The organism is Vibrio sp. D404a (assembly GCF_030248535.1).
GTDB lineage: Bacteria > Pseudomonadota > Gammaproteobacteria > Enterobacterales > Vibrionaceae > Vibrio.
This window is the reverse complement of record NZ_JAHGAJ010000008.1, coordinates 189720-208554: the sequence shown is the minus strand read 5'-3', so window position 1 is coordinate 208554 and position 18835 is coordinate 189720. Positions and strand designations below refer to the sequence as shown.

Annotated in this window: 16 protein-coding genes; 12 read left to right on the top strand and 4 right to left on the bottom strand. The window is 46.2% G+C overall.

Translation table 11 applies throughout. The features are described from left to right. Window positions 1-2: 2 nt before the first annotated feature. Window positions 3-743, bottom strand: a complete 741-nt coding sequence (locus tag KI655_RS06350; protein ID WP_285402798.1) for a helix-turn-helix transcriptional regulator — start codon at window positions 741-743, stop codon at window positions 3-5. 624 nt (window positions 744-1367) lie between these two features. Here KI655_RS06350 and KI655_RS06345 point away from each other — a divergent pair. The 5 genes from KI655_RS06345 to KI655_RS06325 all read left to right on the top strand — a co-directional run bounded on the left by KI655_RS06345 (window position 1368) and on the right by KI655_RS06325 (window position 8569). After that, window positions 1368-2192 carry an AraC family transcriptional regulator gene (locus tag KI655_RS06345; protein WP_285402796.1) on the top strand — a complete coding sequence of 275 codons (825 nt, stop codon included), beginning with the start codon at window positions 1368-1370 and terminating at the stop codon, window positions 2190-2192. A 185-nt stretch (window positions 2193-2377) separates the two neighbouring features. Continuing rightward, window positions 2378-5509 carry a bifunctional proline dehydrogenase/L-glutamate gamma-semialdehyde dehydrogenase PutA gene (putA, locus tag KI655_RS06340; protein ID WP_285402795.1) on the top strand — a complete coding sequence of 1044 codons (3132 nt, stop codon included), beginning with the start codon at window positions 2378-2380 and terminating at the stop codon, window positions 5507-5509. 11 nt (window positions 5510-5520) lie between these two features. Continuing rightward, the gene (locus tag KI655_RS06335) at window positions 5521-6225 is read left to right on the top strand and encodes a 1-pyrroline-5-carboxylate dehydrogenase (RefSeq protein WP_285402794.1); all 705 of its coding nucleotides are present in this window, start codon (window positions 5521-5523) and stop codon (window positions 6223-6225) included. Window positions 6226-6367: 142 nt separating this feature from the next. After that, window positions 6368-7861 (top strand): sodium/proline symporter PutP, encoded by a 1494-nt coding sequence (gene putP, locus KI655_RS06330; protein WP_285402793.1) that lies wholly within the window; start codon window positions 6368-6370, stop codon window positions 7859-7861. A gap of 465 nt (window positions 7862-8326) precedes the next feature. Continuing rightward, window positions 8327-8569, top strand: a complete 243-nt coding sequence (locus tag KI655_RS06325; protein ID WP_285402792.1) for a hypothetical protein — start codon at window positions 8327-8329, stop codon at window positions 8567-8569. 85 nt (window positions 8570-8654) lie between these two features. Here KI655_RS06325 and KI655_RS06320 read toward each other — a convergent pair whose 3' ends face one another. Further along, window positions 8655-8825: a hypothetical protein gene (locus KI655_RS06320; protein WP_285353151.1), complete on the bottom strand. Its 171-nt coding sequence runs from the start codon at window positions 8823-8825 to the stop codon at window positions 8655-8657. 283 nt (window positions 8826-9108) lie between these two features. Between KI655_RS06320 and KI655_RS06315 the strand changes: the two genes are divergently transcribed. Further along, window positions 9109-9597, top strand: coding sequence for an Lrp/AsnC family transcriptional regulator (locus KI655_RS06315; protein ID WP_032553765.1), 489 nt, complete (start codon window positions 9109-9111; stop codon window positions 9595-9597). A gap of 95 nt (window positions 9598-9692) precedes the next feature. Here KI655_RS06315 and KI655_RS06310 read toward each other — a convergent pair whose 3' ends face one another. Then, a complete protein-coding gene (locus KI655_RS06310) occupies window positions 9693-10400 on the bottom strand; it encodes a DUF445 domain-containing protein (RefSeq protein ID WP_285402791.1) in 708 nt (235 codons plus the stop codon). A 169-nt stretch (window positions 10401-10569) separates the two neighbouring features. Here KI655_RS06310 and dmeF point away from each other — a divergent pair, with 169 nt between their 5' ends. Beyond that, window positions 10570-11466 (top strand): CDF family Co(II)/Ni(II) efflux transporter DmeF, encoded by an 897-nt coding sequence (dmeF, locus tag KI655_RS06305; RefSeq protein WP_285402790.1) that lies wholly within the window; start codon window positions 10570-10572, stop codon window positions 11464-11466. A 9-nt stretch (window positions 11467-11475) separates the two neighbouring features. Continuing rightward, complete coding sequence (locus tag KI655_RS06300) at window positions 11476-11892, top strand: MarR family winged helix-turn-helix transcriptional regulator (protein WP_285402789.1); 417 nt, start codon at window positions 11476-11478, stop codon at window positions 11890-11892. 209 nt (window positions 11893-12101) lie between these two features. Here the strand turns inward: KI655_RS06300 and KI655_RS06295 are convergent, their stop codons facing one another. Continuing rightward, window positions 12102-13952, bottom strand: coding sequence for an ABC transporter ATP-binding protein (locus tag KI655_RS06295; protein WP_285402788.1), 1851 nt, complete (start codon window positions 13950-13952; stop codon window positions 12102-12104). A gap of 433 nt (window positions 13953-14385) precedes the next feature. Between KI655_RS06295 and KI655_RS06290 the strand changes: the two genes are divergently transcribed. The 4 genes from KI655_RS06290 (at window position 14386) to KI655_RS06275 (ending at window position 18821) form a co-directional block, all read left to right on the top strand. After that, window positions 14386-15360 (top strand): arginine deiminase-related protein, encoded by a 975-nt coding sequence (locus KI655_RS06290; RefSeq protein WP_285402786.1) that lies wholly within the window; start codon window positions 14386-14388, stop codon window positions 15358-15360. A 147-nt stretch (window positions 15361-15507) separates the two neighbouring features. Continuing rightward, window positions 15508-16341 (top strand): LysR family transcriptional regulator, encoded by an 834-nt coding sequence (locus tag KI655_RS06285; protein ID WP_285402785.1) that lies wholly within the window; start codon window positions 15508-15510, stop codon window positions 16339-16341. Window positions 16342-16520: 179 nt separating this feature from the next. Continuing rightward, window positions 16521-17531, top strand: a complete 1011-nt coding sequence (locus KI655_RS06280; RefSeq protein WP_285402784.1) for a DUF1254 domain-containing protein — start codon at window positions 16521-16523, stop codon at window positions 17529-17531. Window positions 17532-17594: 63 nt separating this feature from the next. Next, window positions 17595-18821 carry a DUF1254 domain-containing protein gene (locus tag KI655_RS06275; protein WP_285402782.1) on the top strand — a complete coding sequence of 409 codons (1227 nt, stop codon included), beginning with the start codon at window positions 17595-17597 and terminating at the stop codon, window positions 18819-18821. The last annotated feature ends 14 nt before the right edge of the window (window positions 18822-18835 follow it).

The window sequence follows — 18835 nt, the reverse complement described above, 5'->3', positions numbered from 1 at the left end:
AGCTATCGCTGAGTGCTAGTGGTCACTTCGCTGTGCAGCACCACCGAGATCTGGCGATTGAGCAGACTCTCAGGAATAACGGAGCCAAGCCCAGACTCCAAAGCAAACTCAATCAACTGACTCTTACTGTTGGCATCGAACTTCTGCTTGAGTCGGGCAACGTGCCCTTCTACGGTTTTGATCGAAATCGACAGGGTTTGTGCAATGTATTGCGGCTTTTTCCCAAACAGCAATAAAAACAGCACCTCAGATTCACGGGAGGTGAGCTTTTTATTGAGTTTTGACTGCCTTGGCTCTGCGCCAGCTATTGAACCGTCACACAACTTGGTGCTGGTGGCTTGGCAAACCCAGTGACCGACCTCTAAGATGGCGGTGTCGGTTAATTCTTGACCATAAAATATCGTTCCCTGCACCTGTCCATCGTCATCGAGCCAAGGGGTCTTGGTAAAAATGTGCGCGTGCCAACGGCCATCTGGATAAGGATGAATATCGAGTATTTTTAATGTCTTACGTGTTTCCATCACGTATTTGTCTTGTGCTCTAAAGTCTTGCGCACATTCCGTTGTTTGGCTTGGCATATCGAAGTCTGTCAAACCTGCGCAGTTTTGATTGTCGGTCAAACCGATCAGTTGGTTATAGGCTTGGTTTGCGTACACAAAGGTGGAGTTAGTATCTTTGCACCCCCAGCAGCCCGGCAACTGTTCAAAAAGAGAGCGTTGTATTGAGTTAAGTGTTTTCGACAAAATATTATCTCAGTTTCGGAACTAAGTTAATGATATCAGTTTCTTATAACGCTGTATTGTAAATTAGCGGGCGGCGTGTGAAACGATGATCAAGGGAACGATGATCAAGGCTGTACGAGTAAACAAGGGAGAGAGCGTTAGCTATTGACGATATGAGACGCAAAAAAAAGCCAGCCTGAAGACGGGCTGGCCAAAGACAAGATCTGCCTTGTCGACGTGTAGAAGATTTCAGATTAACTCACGAGGGTCATGCAAATTAACCTGAGGTATCAGTAAGATACCCAGAGTGACTTACTACTCTGTGAATCAATTTACTCCTTGCTCCGTGTTTGCAAAAGGGGGGAATTCCCTCAATCACTCAGGATTGTGAGTCGCTGTACGAGGATTGAAACAATCAATGTATCGCCCAGTCCTCACCATTCGGAGCGCTTAATAAAATTGGTTTTACATCGACCGTAGTTTATACACTCTTGATCATCTTTCCGGAGGCATGATCACCGTGATCGCAATAATGATCGTGTAGCGAAGGCTTGTGCTAAATGACTCTCATGATCATTTACAAATTCATCTTGGGCTAAAATCAGAGTATTATTCCGGATCTCTAACTATCAAAACTGTTTCGACATGCCAAAATTACCCATCATGCCCAATCTCGATCTTTCACCGCTAGGCTTATCAGGTCCTCGCCCCGCTGAGATCGTGACCCTGCCATCTCACATGGATTGTCACGAGCATCAGTATTCGCAGGTGGTGATTGGATTGAAAGGCCAAGCCGAGTTTGAGGTGAGCGGCAAAGGTAATCTGGTCGGCCCCGGTCAAGGCTGTGTGGTAACGGCGTGCTCTGATCATGCTTTCGGTGGCGTGGTGGGGCAGTCTGATATCTTAGTGCTGAACATGCCTATGCCAAGTAATGATGACCCATTGATGTTAGAGAAGATCAATCAGCTTGCGTCATCTAACGTTTACTTCCAGTTGGACGGGCAGATCCAAAAGCTAATACATATGTTGGTTCAGGAGATGCAAGCCAGTCCTGACGATCTACTATTAAGTCGCGCCTGTAATGACACAGTGATCGCGCTGTTGCAACGCCATATCTCTGAATTTGAAACATCCGTAAAAGAATCACGCTTTGATCTTGAGGCGCTGGATCGCTACATCGAACAGCATTTAGCAAATAAGATCTCAGTGGCGCAATTGGCTGGTAGCGTGTTCTTAGGTGAGAGTCAGTTCCATATGCTGTTTAAAGAGCAGATGGGCATCACTCCACACCAGTACGTATTAGGTAAGCGAATCGACCGCGCTCGCCGTTTAATTGAGCAAGGCAACCTCAGCCTTGGTCAGGTAGCAGAGCTGGCAGGCTTCTCTGGTCAGTCTGCATTTACCCATACTTTTTCCCGCCTTCAAGGGATGTCACCATCTCAATACAAAAAGCAAATAACTGTTAAATAGTGAAACAAAACGGCACATTCGTTTGAAGTTTCATATGTGATGATGTTTTTGTTTTGTTAATAAACCCAGTTTTTAGCAAAAAACTCGGAGTTTTTGACAAGTATTCCTTATATACTCTCAATACACTGCAGCCATTGTAGAAATCTCGGACGTTTTTTGTTCGGGTGTGAGATTAAGGAAAACGCATGTTTACAGCTACTGATGTGTTAAAACCAGAGTTCAACGAGCAATCGCTTGGTGAGCTGTGGTCGCTTATCTCACCATTATATATGGTGGATGAAACCCAATGGCTAGAGCAACTTCTGCCGCTAGCTACGCCTTCTGAGTCTGAAAAGCAACAAATCACAGACAAGACAACCTCGCTGATCGAAGCCATTCGCGCAGATAAGACGTCGATTCAAATGATCGATGCACTGCTGCTTGAATACAGCCTAGATACGCAAGAGGGCATTTTGTTGATGTGTCTTGCAGAAGCGTTAATGCGTATCCCTGATTCAGCGACCGCTGATGCTCTAATTCGTGACAAGCTCAGCGTTGCTGACTGGAAATCTCACCTGAAAAACTCTGACTCTGTGTTTGTGAATGCATCCACATGGGGTTTGATGCTGACGGGTAAGGTTGTGGGTCTTTCATCAAATGAGCAGAGCCCAACTCAGGCGGTAAACCGTCTAGTAAACAAGCTTTCTGAGCCGGTAATTCGTAAAGCGATGCACCAAGCGATGAAGGTAATGGGTCATCAGTTTGTATTGGGTCGCAGCATCGCTGAGGCACAAAAGAATGGCAAACCTATGCGCGACAAAGGCTTTACCTATTCATACGACATGCTAGGTGAAGCGGCACTGACGACTGCAGACGCAAACAAGTACTTCAAAGATTACCTAATGGCGATTGAAGCCGTAGGTCGAGACACTTATGTCTCATCAAAATCTAGCCCTGCGCCATCAGTATCTATCAAGCTTTCTGCATTGCACCCACGTTACGAAGTAGCGAATGAAGAGCGTGTACTGACAGAGCTTTGCGACACGCTAGAGCAACTACTGCGTCGCGCGATCGAGCTTGATGTTGCGATTACCATCGATGCCGAAGAAGCGGACCGTTTAGAGCTTTCTCTAAAACTGTTTGAGAAACTTTACCGCAGCGAACTTGTGAAAGGCTGGGGCAAGTTTGGCCTAGTAATCCAAGCTTACTCTAAGCGTGCACTTCCGGTATTGGTATGGCTGAACCGCTTAGCAAAAGAGCAGGGCGATCTGATCCCACTGCGCTTGGTAAAAGGTGCGTACTGGGATAGCGAAATCAAATGGTCGCAACAAGCTGGCTTTGATAACTACCCAGTTTACACACGCAAAGAAGCGACGGATGTTGCTTACCTAGCCTGTGCACGCTACCTACTGAGCCCAAGCGTTCGTGGCAACATCTTCCCGCAGTTTGCGAGCCACAACGCGCACACTGTGTCTGCTATTGCTGTAATGGCAGATCATAAAGACTTTGAATTCCAACGCCTGCACGGTATGGGTGATTCTCTATACAACCACGCGATGGAAGCATACCAACAGTCAGTGCGTATATACGCACCAGTGGGTAGCCACAAGGATCTACTTCCTTACCTAGTTCGTCGTCTGCTAGAAAATGGTGCGAACAGCTCATTTGTACACCGCTTGGTGGATGCACGCTGCCCTGTGACAGAGTTGACGCAACACCCAGTGGATATGCTTCTGGCGTTCGATACGCTGAACAACACTAAGATTCCACTGCCACCATCTGTGTTCCCAGAGCGTAAAAACTCTTACGGTGTCAACATTGATATCGAAAGTGAAGCGCACAGTTTTGAGGAGCAGGTAAAAGGCTTCTTAGATAAACAGTGGACGGCTGGCCCGATCATCAACGGCGAAGCTCTTGCCGAAAGCATGATCAAGGCTGATCAGAATGTTGAGCAAGTAACAGCACCTTACGATCGTCGTATCAATGTTGGTCAGGTGGCTTTCGCAAACCTTGATCATGTTTCCAAAGCGATCAGCGGCGCAGATGCAGCGTTCGCAGATTGGAATGCGACTTCTGTTGAAGTTAAAGCTGCGGCTCTTGAGAAGCTGGCTGACTTGATGGAAGAGAACCTTGCTGAGCTGGTGGCAATCTGTCACCAAGAAGCGGGTAAGACGATTCACGACAGTATTGATGAAGTGCGTGAAGCGGTCGACTTCTGTCGTTACTACGCAAAACAAGCTGACAACCTACAAGAATTCGAACTGAAAGGCTTTGATGGTCAAGTTCGTTTGGCATCTCGCCAAGGCCGTGGTGTGTTTGTATGTATCAGCCCTTGGAACTTCCCACTGGCGATCTTCCTTGGTCAAATCACAGCGGCATTGGTTGCAGGTAACACTGTGGTTGCGAAACCAGCAGAGCAAACCAGTTTGATTGCGGCTCGCGCGGTTGAATTAATGCAACAAGCAGGCTTCCCGGCAGGCACAATTCAGCTTCTACCGGGTCGCGGTGCAGAAATCGGTAGCGCGCTAACAAGCCACGATGCAATCGCTGGTGTAGCGTTTACAGGCTCAACGCCAACCGCTCAACGTATCAATGTGTCATTGGCAAGTCGCACGGCTAAGCCAGTTCCATTTATTGCGGAAACGGGCGGCCAGAATGCGATGATCGTCGACAGTACAGCGCTTCCAGAACAGGTAGTTCGTGATGTTATTCGTTCTGCTTTTGCTTCTGCTGGTCAACGTTGTTCAGCGCTGCGCGTGCTGTACATTCAAGAGGATATCGCGGATCGCGTGGTAGCACTTATTCAAGGTGCGATGAACGAGTTGAGTGTCGGTGTTCCTCATCTACACAAAACCGACGTCGGCCCTGTGATTGATACCAACGCGAAACAGAAGCTGATGGCTCACCTTGAGAACATGACTCAAACGCAGAAGCGTGTTGCTCAGCTGACCTTGAGTGATGATTGCAAACATGGTGACTTCGTGCCACCAAGTGCCTTTGAAATCAATGATATTAGCTGCCTAACAGAAGAGCAGTTTGGCCCTGTGCTGCATATTGTTCGCTACAAAGCGAGCGAATTGGCACAAGTGGTTGAACAGATAAACCAAACTGGCTTTGGCCTGACTATGGGCATCCATAGCCGTAACGAAACCACTTATCGCTGGATTGAGAAACACGTTCGCGTGGGCAACTGCTACATCAACCGTGACCAAGTCGGTGCCGTGGTTGGCGTGCAGCCATTCGGTGGTCAAGGTCTATCTGGAACGGGTCCAAAAGCGGGTGGTCCACACTACCTATACCGCTTTACCAATGTTCACTTTTCTCAAGCGCAGGTATAAGGAGCGATATCATGGTTCATCAAGTGACGGGTTTTTCCGATGCATTCCAAGCGTGGGAACAGTGGAACTTAACCGACTTTGAGCACAAAAGTACTCAAATTCTGGCATTAAAATCTGAAATCGAGAGTCAGTCAGCACCGCTAGCGGCAGTGGCGAGCTTCCATATAGAGCAGGCTTCTGCTCTGTTGGAAGAGCATCACATGTTAGTTGGGCCTACGGGTGAAACCAATGAGCTATACGCGGCTGGCCGTGGTGTGGCTTTGGTTATTGTCGATGAGACTCAAGACTCATTACCAACATTGCAAACGGCAACAGCAATGCTGACGGCTGCTTTAATTGCGGGTAACAGCGTGATTGTGTGTAGTGATGACACTCAGTTCAATACTCTGATTGCAGATGCAGCGAAACAAGCAAATCTGCCATCAAACCTTGTTCAAACGACCTCGTTCGATGCGTCTCAGCAGCTACTGGCTTGTGACGTGCGTAGCGTTGCTTACGTGGGCAATCCACAAACAGAACAAGCGATCAATTTACAACTTGCTAAGCGTGACGGTGCTATCGTCGGTTTAGTGTCTGAAACGGATCTGACAGCAATGCATGTTGCTCACGATCCACACCTATCGCTGCGCTTTATTACTGAGCGTACGCGAACCATAAATATAACAGCCGTGGGTGGTAACGCGACCTTGCTCGAGCTTGGGAGTGAAGCCCACTAACCTTCAACACCACTGATAACGGGCGGCTGCTTCGGTTGCGCCGTGATTTCAGGAACCCTATCTAACAGAACTTGGCCAACATTATGTTGGCTAAGTTTTATTGGCTGGGCATGGAAGGATTTTTCTAAATGAGGACTATCAAATGATAGAAAACAGTTTTGCAATAACATCGACGTTCATTGCGTATCTAATTATGATGCTGGCAATCGGGGTTATTGCTTACAAACGTACATCTAACTCGACCGACTACTTCCTTGGTGGTCGTGCACTTGGTCCATGGCCTGCTGCGCTTTCTGCGGGTGCTTCGGACATGAGTGGTTGGCTACTGCTAGGTCTTCCGGGCTACGCGTATGCTGCGGGTTTCGAAGCTTTCTGGTTGGCTGGTGGCCTACTAGTGGGTACATGGGCAAACTGGTTAATCAGTGCTAAACGCCTGCGTACGTACAGCATTACAACAGATGCATTGACGCTACCTGAGTTCCTAGCTCGTCGTTTCAATGATACGTCTAAGCTGATCCAAACAATTTCTGCTTTCTTTATTCTTCTCTTCTTCCTTTTCTACACAAGCTCAGGCTTGGTAGCGGGCGGTAAGTTGTTTGAAACAGTATTCGGCTTAGACTACACCACAGCGGTAATCATCGGCACAGTATGTGTTGTATCGTACACGCTATTTGGTGGTTTCCTTGCGGTATCTTGGACTGACCTTGTGCAAGGTCTACTGATGTCTGCTGCGCTGCTTATCGTGCCGATTGCTGCGATGAACGGTGGCCTTGGTCAACTATCGACAGATCTACACAACATCAACCCTGAGCTGCTAACGCTATGGAATGATGCGAAAGGTGAGCCTCTATCTGCGATTGCAATTATCTCTCTAGCGGCATGGGGTCTAGGTTACTTTGGTCAACCGCATATCCTTGCGCGTTTCAAAGCAACACGTACTAATAAAGACCTAGGCACAGCGCGTCGTATCGCAGTGGTATGGACTGCACTGTCTATGGCGGGTGCAATGTTAGTGGGTCTGGTTGGTCTAATCTACGTGACTAACTCTGGCGCACCTAAGCTAGACGATGGCGAGAAGATCTTTATGCTTCTTGTTAATGCTATGTTCCACCCAGTGATCGCAGGTATCCTATTGGCTGCTATCCTAGCGGCAATCATGAGTACTGCGGATTCACAGCTTCTTGTTTCTTCATCTGCAATGGCAGAAGACTTGTACAAGCAAGTTCTGAAGAAAGACGCGACATCTGAAGAGATCGTACGTGTAGGTCGTTTTGCGGTTGTGATTATCTCACTTATCGCACTGTTCCTAGCGATGACACCAGACAGTTCGGTTCTTGGCCTTGTATCTTACGCATGGGCAGGCTTCGGTGCTGCATTTGGTCCAGCTATCGTACTAAGCTTGTACTGGTCTCGTATGAACCGCAATGGCGCGCTAGCGGGTATCGTTGTAGGTGGTGTGACTATCGTAATGTGGAAACAGCTAACAGGTGGTTGGTTCGACGTGTACGAAATCGTACCGGGAATCATCTTCTCAACGATCTCTATCGTTGTTGTGAGCCTAATTACTGGCGAGCCAGAAGAGTCAGTTAAGAAGCAACACGAGAAATTCGAAAAACAATTAGTTGAACTAGACTAATTCTTTCACACGCCAATCTATTGAAACAAAGAGTCACTTCGGTGGCTCTTTTTTTATGCCTAAACATTTGTCAAACGGCTTTATCGAACTCTATAAGTGACGGAGAGCTGAGAGGAGATCAAGTGTGTTGGGCGCTGGTGGCAGGGAGAGAGTGGTCTCTTTTCTACAGAGCTCAATATGTGAATATCTGGAACAGATCTCAAACTAACAGATTGGAGGGCGAGAATTGTCTTTACGATGACTTTCTGAGCAAGTTTACATTGTAAATTGTCGCCGCTTTGTGACTGAGGTTTTCATGATATTAAATGAATACTAAGCTCGCGTTGCTTCAAAAAACAGTGTACCGAGATGGTGTTTTTTTGAACTTAGTCCTCATTTTTATAAATCACACGGTGAATGTTTGAACTGAATTGGACATGATGTGTCAATTATCAGTAATGAGGACAGGCCGGATAGGATAAAGGTATGCCAGATCTATATTGCAAAACATGTAAGAAGACCACCCATCACAAGTCGATCATGAAGCGTTGCGAGATTGCGCCAGAAACTTTGTCGGGCCGTATGTTATTGCTAACCTCAAAGCTGTTTAGTGGTAATCAGTACTATGATATGGAAGTTCAACACTTTTGCCGCACCTGTAATAGCCGAGCAGAAGAACTGCCACAGAAGAAAAGTGAGAGCGTGTCGCCACAAGTTGGCCTTGCCTAACGGCGAGTGATTCGCTTATCAACAATAAGACAAGTTGATGGCGAAAAGGCATAAAAAAACCTCCAATAAGGAGGTTCGATATCGCTTAAGCGGCTTGTTGTACGCTTTCTTGTTCAACGAGGAAGCCGTCTAATTTTACTTCCCAGCCATAACTTGCGTATTCATTTGCAAGTGCTTGTGCGACGTCTTTTGATACGGTTGCTCGAGTCCATAAGCCAATGCCGTAAGGTTTGTATGCGATTTCTTGTGTTTTCATAAATAGAGTCATCCTTTCTCTCTGTGTCATCTATTATTCACACAGCCCTCAGTAGATACTTTTCTCTATAGCTCAACTTATTTGTTAAAAAGGTCATTTTTATAACACAATATTAACAGTCTGAAACAGGATTTATAAGTTGTCGGTATGTGATTTATTCTTTATATCTTTCATGTAAATATAGTGTTGTCGACCTGTTTTAAAATCTGTGAACTTTGTTTTGCAAGTTTTCGCTAAGCATAGAATATACTCTTCACATATTGAGCCTGTTTATAGAGATGTTATGCCTCAACACCAATTAGATCGTATCGATAAAGAGATACTGCGAATCTTACATATGAAAGGTCGACTGCCGGTCGTGGAATTGGCAAAGCAGGTCAACCTTACCACTTCCCCTTGTTCGGATCGTTTAAAGCGCCTAGAGAAAGAGGGCTACATCACCGGTTATCACGCTGAGTTGTGCTCTGAGAAGCTTGGGCTTGATGTACAGGTGTTTATTCATATCCGCCTCGATCAGACTAGCTTCTCTATTTTTGATAAGTTTGCACAGGCTGTGGAGATGATGCCTGAGATAGAAGAGTGCTATTCATTGTCTGGGGATTTCGACACCATGATCAAAGTGCGAGTAAAAGACATGAAGGCGTATCAGTCGTTTATGTCGACCAAGCTTGGAACCTTGCCGGGCGTGATACAGACGCGCAGTGAGGTGGTGATTGAGGAGCATAAGAAAGGCTTCGGAGTGAACCCTGAATTACTGTCGACTTTGGGCTAGCTTGAACAAACCAAAAACCACAGATACAAAAATGGAAGCTCATAGGCTTCCATTTTTCGTTTCATGTTCTGTGAAAGAGACAGAGTGACTGGTGATTATAGAGTGATAGCCGCTGAGATAACGCCAATTACGCCACCGAAAACACCACCCCATACGACAAGCCAGCCAAGGTGCTCTTTGATCATTTTCTGCACCATCTCTTTTACCAATTTTGGTGTCAGCTCGCTCAAGCGCTGGTCGATGATCGCTTCGATGTTCTCTTTGATTTCGTCCATCATTGCAGGAGACTCAAACTGCTCTTTGAGGGCATTTTTCACAGTGTCACTTTGGCCAATCTCAATGATAGAAGTCTGCATTTTCTCTACAAATGGTTCTTTCAGCGGTTGAAGTGCTTCTGTGCCACCAAGCATTGCGAGCATCCCGCCAAATTGAGAGTTGGCGATCACTTCGACCAAGGAATCGAACGCAGGGTTAAGGTCAATCTTCTTGATCACTGGCTCTAAGTTCAGCGACTGGCCGCCAGCCATTTCGCTGTTCAAGAAGCGGTCGATGTTACTTTCGGTAAAGAACTGTTCCATCATCAACTGCTTGATGGCCGCTTTAAACTGTTCGAAACGAGCTGGAATCACACCTGAGCCATACAATCCCGGCACTTTTTCAAACAGCATGTGAATGGCAAGCCAGTTGGTAATCGCGCCAGAAAATGCGAATAGGCCCGCATAAAGTAAATATTGGCTAGCCGTAAAGTAACCCGCAGCCAGCAGAGCTAAAGCCACCGCGTTAGTGATAACACTCTTGTTCATAGTTGTTCTCTAGATTAAGTCTTGCGCGCATTTTAAGAAAAATTGGGCAAGAAACAAATAGAAAGCGCCAATGTTATTGAACGATCTTATTTCGATCGTTGACTTTGTTTGATAGCCAAACTACATTGATAGGCAAGTATTTTGATTGTCAAACTAAAATGGAAACACGATGAATTCACAAGTTAAGCATGGGCACAACTTCTCCACTCGCAATCAATCGGGTGAAAAGCGCACTTTTTATGTTCTGCTGCTAACTGTGGTCACTATGGTGGTGGAGATCAGTGCTGGTACCATCTATGGCTCGATGGCGTTACTGGCTGATGGCTGGCATATGGGGACGCACGCCGCTGCGTTTTGTATCACGCTGTTTGCGTACCGATATGCGAAGAAGCATGAGAGCAGTGAGCGCTTCTCATTTGGCACGGGTAAAGTCAGCGTATTGGGCGGTTATACCAGTGCTATTGCATTAGGTATTGTGGCGTTGTTGATGTTTACGGAGTCGGTGCATCGTTTACTTAACCCGCAAAGCATTCAATTCAATGAAGCGATAGCGGTCGCTTGTGTTGGCTTAGCGGTCAATGTGGCGAGTATGTTTTTGCTCGGTGATCATCATCACGACCATCACGACCACGACCATGATCACAGCCATCACCATCATCATGATCACAACCTGCGTGCGGCATACATGCATGTGTTGGCCGATGCCCTTACCTCTTTGTTGGCGATTGTTGCACTACTGTTTGGTAAATTCTATGGCTGGAATTGGCTGGATGCGATCATGGGTATGGTCGGTGCGGTTGTTATCTTAAAGTGGACAATGAACCTGCTAAAACAGACCAGTCCGATTCTGCTTGATGAAAGCATTGACTCAAATTATCGCCAGCAGATTATTGAAGAGCTTGGCTCTGATGCTGAGGTGGTGGATCTGCATATTTGGAAGATCAGCGGTCACCACTATTCAGCAGCGATTGCGTTGCAGTCTGATAGTGATTTGACGGTGAATGACTTTAGGCAACGCTTAGCGAAGTTTGATAAGATTAATCATCTTACTCTTGAATTAAATTAGTCATTTGTCATGCAAAACCTTGAACACCTAAGTCAGCTTATTACCGAATTCTACGACAAGATGTCTTCTTGGGAGCAGTCGGTTGTGAAAGAGACCGGCTATTCGTTAGCTCAGGTACACACCATTGAGGTGCTGGGTGTTCATGGTGCTCTGCGTATGAAAGAGCTGTCTGAAAAGCTGGGCATTACGACAGGAACGTTAACGGTTCAGATTGAGAAGTTGGTGAAGGCGGAGTTGGTTCAGCGTTGTGAACACCCGACAGATAGGCGTGCCATCGTGGTTGAGCTGACGTCAGCAGGGCAAGCGATTCATACCCAACATAACCAGCTACACCTTGATTTGGTCAATGACCTCACCAGTGGTATGTCGTCGGAAGAGACACTGATTTTGACGGCGTGCTTAGAGAAAATGAATCGCAAGTTTTAGTTAATACAAAATCCAATTAATAAAAAAGCTAGCCAATAAAAAAGGCTAGCCTCCCCCCGAAGTCTAGCCTTATTCCAGAACGCGCAAGCGAAGCGTCTTTGTCTGTTAGTCATATTATATAATTACGACATAACATTCTGCTACGTATAATTTACGACTACCTAACAATTTTATGTGAATCGCCCCGCATATTTATAATTGCACACAAATTAAGCGTTGGACGCTTGTTCCAGATCATCTCCGATAAAGCCACCCGTTTGATGACTCCACAATTGAGCATAGATACCATTTTGTGAAATCAGCTCTTGGTGAGTGCCTTCTTCCACAATGTTACCTTGGTCGAGAACGATCAAACGATCCATTGCAGCAATCGTCGATAAGCGGTGCGCAATGGCAATCACTGTCTTACCTTCCATCAACTCATTGAGACTCTCTTGAATCGCGGCTTCTACCTCTGAATCGAGAGCAGACGTAGCCTCATCCAACACCAGCAGTGGCGCGTTTTTCAGAAGCACACGTGAAATCGCAATACGTTGGCGTTGACCACCAGACAGCTTCACGCCGCGCTCACCTACTTGCGCATCGTAACCTAGATTGCCGAATGGGTCGGTTAGGGTTTCGATAAACTCATGAGCATGCGCCTGCTTAGTGGCTGCGTACAACTCTTCATCTGACGCATCTGGGCGACCGTAGAGAATATTGTCTTTGATAGAGCGGTGCAGCAGTGAGGTGTCTTGCGTCACCATGCCGATATTGCTGCGCAGTGAGTCTTGAGTGACCGCTGCGATCTCTTGCCCATCAATCATAATACGACCTTCTTCTACGTCATGGAAACGCAGCAGCAAGTTAACTAAGGTCGATTTACCTGCACCAGAGCGACCGACAAGGCCCACTTTTTCACCCGGTTTGATGTTGAGGTTGAGGTTATTGATCACCCCTTTGTTCTCACCGTAGTTAAAGCTCACATTATCAAAATGGATACCGCCTTGAGGCACTTGCAGTGGCTCAGCGTTTGGTTTGTCTTGAATCGCAATCGGCTTAGCCAGTGTTTTCATGCCATCAATCACGGTACCCAAGTTTTCAAACAGGCCACCGATTTCCCACATGATCCATTTCGACATGCCGTTAATACGTAGAGCCAAACTCACCGCAATCGCGATCGCACCAACGGTGATCGCATCATCTAACCATAGGTAGATAGAGATGCCCGCGATACTGAAAACCAGCAGGTAGTTAGCAAACTCAACCCACACGTTAAAGCCCGTCACCAAGCGCATCTGACGGTAAACCGTGTCTAGGAAGCCTTCCATGCCTTCTTCTGCATATTCTGTTTCACGCTTGCTGTGTGAGAACAGCTTCACCGTCGCGATATTGGTGTAGCTATCAACAATTCGACCTGTCATCAACGAACGCGCATCGGCTTGCTCAGAAGAGACATTTTTCAACTTAGGTACGAAGTGCAGCTGAATGCCAATGTAGGCGAACAACCAGATCAGCATCGGAGCCATTAAGCGCCAGTCGGACTCGGCCAACATAAACAGCATGGCCGTAAAGTAGACCGTGACGTACACGAACACATCGACCATTTTGGTCACAGTTTCACGCACAGCAAGCGAGGTCTGCATTACTTTGGTGGCAACACGCCCTGCAAAGTCATCTTGATAGAAGGATAAGCTCTGCTTCAAAAGGTAACGGTGAGCAAGCCAACGAATCGACATTGGGTAGTTGCCCAGCAAGGTTTGGTGAAGCAAGAGAGAATACGCCGCGATCATGACAGGCATGATCACCAACAACAGAATCCCTAAGCCGATCAATGTTGTTTGATTGTCGGCAAGGAAGGTCTCTTTATTGCTGGTTGTAAGCCAATCAACCAACTGTCCCATATAGCCAAACAGCGCCACCTCGATGATTGCGATGGTCATACTCATTAAGCCAAGGATCAGTAACGGCTTTTCAAATCCGCGTGTGTAATGTCGACAAAAAGCCAATATGCCGCTTGGTGGCTGTATTGGTTCGTCCTTTGGGAAGGCCTCGGTAAAGCCTTCAAATTTCTTAAACATAGATTTCCCTTAGTCAACCTCTGCATCTGTGTGCAAAGTTGTAATTATTGTTGTGATTTTAGATCACGAGTAAAGCAAGTCTATGACGACGCCATAAGCGAAATCATAGTTATTTTTGAATGAGTTAGGGTTGATGTGAAATGAGACGTTGACTGACTGCCGCGGGATCAACGTGTTATGCAACAACGCTATCCTAACGCTAATTGGATTAAATTGTAACCAAAACTGACACTTAGCGTAATATTACTGTTTGAATAGAATGCGATAAATGAACAGAGGGCAGTGATAGAGATAGTGCAGTAAAAATTAGGGTTTAACCGCGATTTGGCAGGGATTATTGAGGAACGCTAATGAAATTATCAATAATTCAGTGATTCTTCTTGTAACAATCTGTTTACAATTGTCGGGTAAATCAAAGATAGGGACAGTTGAGATGTTAAACCTACACAAGAAATCACTACAGACAACGAATGTACAAAATGCAAACTGTGTAGTGATGGTGCCACCCAAAGAGTTTCGTTTTAACGAAGAGACGGCACGTGACAATGAATTCCAGCAGCGCGTTAACCTGACTCAAGACGAAGTGAAGTCGCAAACCATGGCTGAGTTTAAAGCGATGGTAAAGGCACTTCGCAAAGAAGGCGTGCAAGTCGTCGAGTTTGATTATCCTGAACTTGGCGTTGAAACACCGGATGCGGTTTTCCCAAACAACTGGTTTAGTACCGTTAGCGATGGCAGCTTGTATACCTTCCCAATGGCGTGTGAAAACCGCCAACATGAAGTGAAGCCGAATGCTCTCATCGAAGCCCTTGAAGCCTCGGGTCGCATCGTGAACCATGTGGATACACTTGAATCTTATTTACAGCAGGGTGCTTACCTCGAAAGCACTGGCGTTATGGTGATCGACCATATCAACAAAACCATCTATGCCGCCCTTTCTCAACGCTGTGATAGAGAAGTACTGGAAGATTACGCCAAGCGCATTGGTTACTCGCGCGTGGTTTCTTTCCAAACCGCTTTGCCTTCAGGCCACCCGATCTATCATACAAACGTGATGATGGCGATTGGTGACAACTTCTGTGTGATCTGTGATGAAGTGATTCCTGAGTTCGAGCGTCGCTTTGTGGTGAAGTCCCTTGCGAAAGATAAACAAGTTATCTCTATCTCGATTGATCAGATGAATCGTTTCTGTGGCAACATCCTTCAGCTTGAAACCGTGAATGGCGATAAGGTTATCGCAATGTCGCAATCGGCTTTTGATGCGTTTTCTCCAGCACAGCGCGCTCAGCTATCGACGCACGGAAAACTGCTGCCATTCAATGTAAAAACCATTGAAGACATAGGCGGAGGTTCGGTTCGTTGTATGCTCGGTGAGGTGTTCCTACCTACCAGAGTGAATCGCCTGTAGTCCTGCTTTCACTGTGTTTGTTTGAGTTATTCAATACCACTCTTTGTTAAAGGGTGGTATTTTTGTTTTAGGGTGTAACTTCTTCCCGAACACTTAAAGAGTTACCAAGCGGCGGCGACTCGACTTAACCACTAACGGCTGGAATGTATGGACTTAAATCTCATTATCCCTTTCTTACGTGTTTACGAACTCAACAGTATTACTCAGGCTGCTGACGTTCTCGACGTTACCCAGCCAGCCATGTCTGCGAGCATCAAACGCTTAGAACAACAGTTGGGCAAAGCGTTGTTTGTTCGTCATGGTCGCAGGCTTGAACCCACATCTGATGCTCATGCCTTTGCTGAACACTTTAAAGAGATAGAACACAGGCTTGAGTTAGCGCTGGATAAACCCAGAGAGTTCACTGTCTACGCTCCCGAACACATCGTGATTCAACTGCCAGTGATTGAAGGGGTGAAGTTGATTGAAAACCCGTTGTCTGAGTATCTTGTTCTTGACCACTTACGTCACGATAAGATCGACATGGCGATTGAGTCCCGCTTTAAGCAAGATAAAGAGCAGTCTTTTGTTTATGAGCATCTTCAAGATGTTGAATTGGCGTATGTGTGCCGAGAAGATCATCCTTGGATAGGTGATTCGGTAACCTTAGAGGAGTTTCATGACCTCGAACACGTGACTCTTACCTACTCTCAACATGAAGTATCAGGTATGGAAAAACTCACAGGGATGAATCTGCCAAGAAAAATCGTCAAGCAGGTGACAAGCCCAAGTTCGATGCTGCTATGTGTGCGTGACTCTGATGCTATCTGTGCCACGAATGGTAACGATCCTTTGATCGAAATTTTGGGTTTAAAAAAGGTCGCGGTACCTTTTTCAATTGCTCCCATTCAGATAGATTTGGTGTACCACAAAAAGTACCAAGATAATCATCATCACAAACAGGTGAGAGCCCAGATCCTTAAGCTCCTCGGTGATATATAAACGCTCGCCTACCTCTCCCATCTTCTCTTTTGAATAGATTGTCCTCTACATAAACGCTATTTATGTAGAGCATCACTGCGCCTGTCTACTACCGATATTCATTCCTAAATACATTAACCACATCAACGATACAGCGTAAAAACTGTCATCTAACTGGGGTTATTTTTGAGGATGAAAACATGAAAAAAACAGCGGTAGCAGCAACACTTGCTGCACTTTCCTGTGGCGCCTACGCCGGCAATATCGAAATTACTTACGACAATTATGAAGTGATGGAGACACATGAAGCAATGAGCCGTATCGCTGGCCTTGCTGGTGATAATAACTTCTTTCACTTCCGCGCTATCACACCGCTTGATAATCAAACCGTTGTCAGAATGAATCAGGATACGCTTTACAGTGGTTTCGTTACTGATTTGAGTAAAGGCGGCGAAATTACGATCCCTGATCTTGGTGATCGTTACATCTCTGTCATGGTGGTTCTTGGTGATCACTATATCAACCAAGTGTTTAGCACCGCAGGTACACATAAGATTGATGCCGACCCAGAGCAGACTCACGGCATGATCGTTGTGCGAACAGAGGTTGATGCGAATAACCCTGACGACATAAAAGAAGTGCATCGAATCCAAGATGGACTGGTTGTTGAAAGTTACTCAAAGACGCCATATGTGCAGCCTCAATACGACCGCGACGAACTGCTAGCTTGGCGTGCAATGTTTGATGAAGTGAGTTCAAGAATTGGCTCTTTGAACGACATGCAAGGTGCTCGCGGAGAGATCAATCCACTGATGCATCGCCTAGGAACCGCAACAGGCTGGGGTTTACTGCCGGATGCAGCTGCTCAATACGTTGGGTATACCCACGATGGAGGTTCGACTGCATGTAGCGTCGCCACTTATGAAGTCCCTCCATTCTATAACGATGATACTCGTAATGGATTCTTCTCAATCACCATGTATGGCTCAGAAGGCTGGATGATGAACGAGAAGGCAATCCTGAACAAGAACAACATTCAGTTCAATTCAGACAATACCTTTACTGTGCACTTTGGTGATTGTGACGGTGTTAAAGGTGTGAAAAACCATTTGCCAGTGACGGAAGGTTGGAACTTCTTGGTTCGAGTCTACGAGCCAAAGCTTGATGAAATGGAATCTTACACGCTGCCAGTGGCAGTACCTGTTAAGTGATGCTATCGCATCGATTCAATAGCAATTTCAGTATTTGATTACGATTAAACGAGAGAAAAACTCATGAAAAAAACACTTCTTGCGATAACCATTGTCGCGGCATCATGCGGGGCGATAGCGAGCGACGCAGTGACAACAAGCTTGCCAAATGGAACAGAAATTACGGCAACACCTGCGGAAATGCGTGCATATATTGTTACGCATCATGCTAACTATTTAAAAGATACTGTGATTGATAATGGTGGTACAAACATCATTAAGCATACTCGTGAACTACCCGGTTCAGGCACGGATTTCGTTGTGACACCCGCACTTGATCATTTGTACTCCAAGGCGGTGCTAGACCTTTCTGATGGCCCTGTATTCATGCAAGTACCCGTGGTGGAAGACCGTTACTTCTCAGTCCATATTACAGACCAAGAACACTACACGATTTATGATGAATATAACCCTAAACAAACCAATTATATGTTTGTTCGCGAGGGCAGCGACTATAAAGCCCAAGATGATGTGATTGTTGTTGAGTCTAGAGGTAATCATCCGCATGTCTTCCTGCGAACGCAGGTCTTTGAAGCCGATACAATTTCAGAAAGCCATGCGATTCAAGATCAGGTCGCTATTCAAGCGGTCACTACTGGCGGCGGGTTGGACTTTTCTGATCCAATCAAATTTACGCTAGATACGAGCAGTGTATACCCTGAAAACCTTGAGCTGATGAAGTCACGAGTTGGCAAACACAGTGACGCTGAATTCAAGCGTATGCAGAACTTCATGACGGGCGTTTACCTAGAAAGGTCAATCGCTGAAGGCGCAGATAACTGGGGATTGTTTGGCCCAATCGATTCTAATGAGCCAAGAGCAGATGACCATGTTACTCGCGTCATTGGTATTGTTGGTCACCTTGGGTTGCCAGTGTATTCGGCAACAATGGACGCTGAACATGCCTACTACACAGGTGTTCCGAGCAACTGCGAAGGTAAACCGTTAAATGGTTCGAAGACCGAGGTCTTCACTATGCCATATGAACCTGGAGTCGATCTATTTTGGTCACTGACTCGCTACTCGGGTATTACCTACAACACCATCCCAGGTGCTGATCATCAAGTTTATAACGCGTACAACACCCAACCAGATAAAAACGGAAATATCACCATCACCTTCTCAACTGATGACCCGCAAGATGGCAGCTATTGGATGCCAGTGAACGAGGGCGAACCGTACTACTTTGTTGAGCGCTACTACGGGCCTCGAATGGCGGAGTTAAAGACGATTCTTCAACGTTGTGACTAACTAATAGATGCTCA

What these genes read in the sequence shown, in the direction of transcription:
- KI655_RS06345 (WP_285402796.1), top strand. Translation starts at nt 1,368, where the DNA reads ATGCCAAAATTACCCATCATGCCCAATCTCGATCTTTCACCGCTAGGC.
- putA (WP_285402795.1), top strand. Translation starts at nt 2,378, where the DNA reads ATGTTTACAGCTACTGATGTGTTAAAACCAGAGTTCAACGAGCAATCG.
- KI655_RS06335 (WP_285402794.1), top strand. Translation starts at nt 5,521, where the DNA reads ATGGTTCATCAAGTGACGGGTTTTTCCGATGCATTCCAAGCGTGGGAA.
- putP (WP_285402793.1), top strand. Translation starts at nt 6,368, where the DNA reads ATGATAGAAAACAGTTTTGCAATAACATCGACGTTCATTGCGTATCTA.
- KI655_RS06325 (WP_285402792.1), top strand. Translation starts at nt 8,327, where the DNA reads ATGCCAGATCTATATTGCAAAACATGTAAGAAGACCACCCATCACAAG.
- KI655_RS06320 (WP_285353151.1), bottom strand. Translation starts at nt 8,825, where the DNA reads ATGAAAACACAAGAAATCGCATACAAACCTTACGGCATTGGCTTATGG.
- KI655_RS06315 (WP_032553765.1), top strand. Translation starts at nt 9,109, where the DNA reads ATGCCTCAACACCAATTAGATCGTATCGATAAAGAGATACTGCGAATC.
- KI655_RS06310 (WP_285402791.1), bottom strand. Translation starts at nt 10,400, where the DNA reads ATGAACAAGAGTGTTATCACTAACGCGGTGGCTTTAGCTCTGCTGGCT.
- dmeF (WP_285402790.1), top strand. Translation starts at nt 10,570, where the DNA reads ATGAATTCACAAGTTAAGCATGGGCACAACTTCTCCACTCGCAATCAA.
- KI655_RS06300 (WP_285402789.1), top strand. Translation starts at nt 11,476, where the DNA reads ATGCAAAACCTTGAACACCTAAGTCAGCTTATTACCGAATTCTACGAC.
- KI655_RS06295 (WP_285402788.1), bottom strand. Translation starts at nt 13,952, where the DNA reads ATGTTTAAGAAATTTGAAGGCTTTACCGAGGCCTTCCCAAAGGACGAA.
- KI655_RS06290 (WP_285402786.1), top strand. Translation starts at nt 14,386, where the DNA reads ATGTTAAACCTACACAAGAAATCACTACAGACAACGAATGTACAAAAT.
- KI655_RS06285 (WP_285402785.1), top strand. Translation starts at nt 15,508, where the DNA reads ATGGACTTAAATCTCATTATCCCTTTCTTACGTGTTTACGAACTCAAC.
- KI655_RS06280 (WP_285402784.1), top strand. Translation starts at nt 16,521, where the DNA reads ATGAAAAAAACAGCGGTAGCAGCAACACTTGCTGCACTTTCCTGTGGC.
- KI655_RS06275 (WP_285402782.1), top strand. Translation starts at nt 17,595, where the DNA reads ATGAAAAAAACACTTCTTGCGATAACCATTGTCGCGGCATCATGCGGG.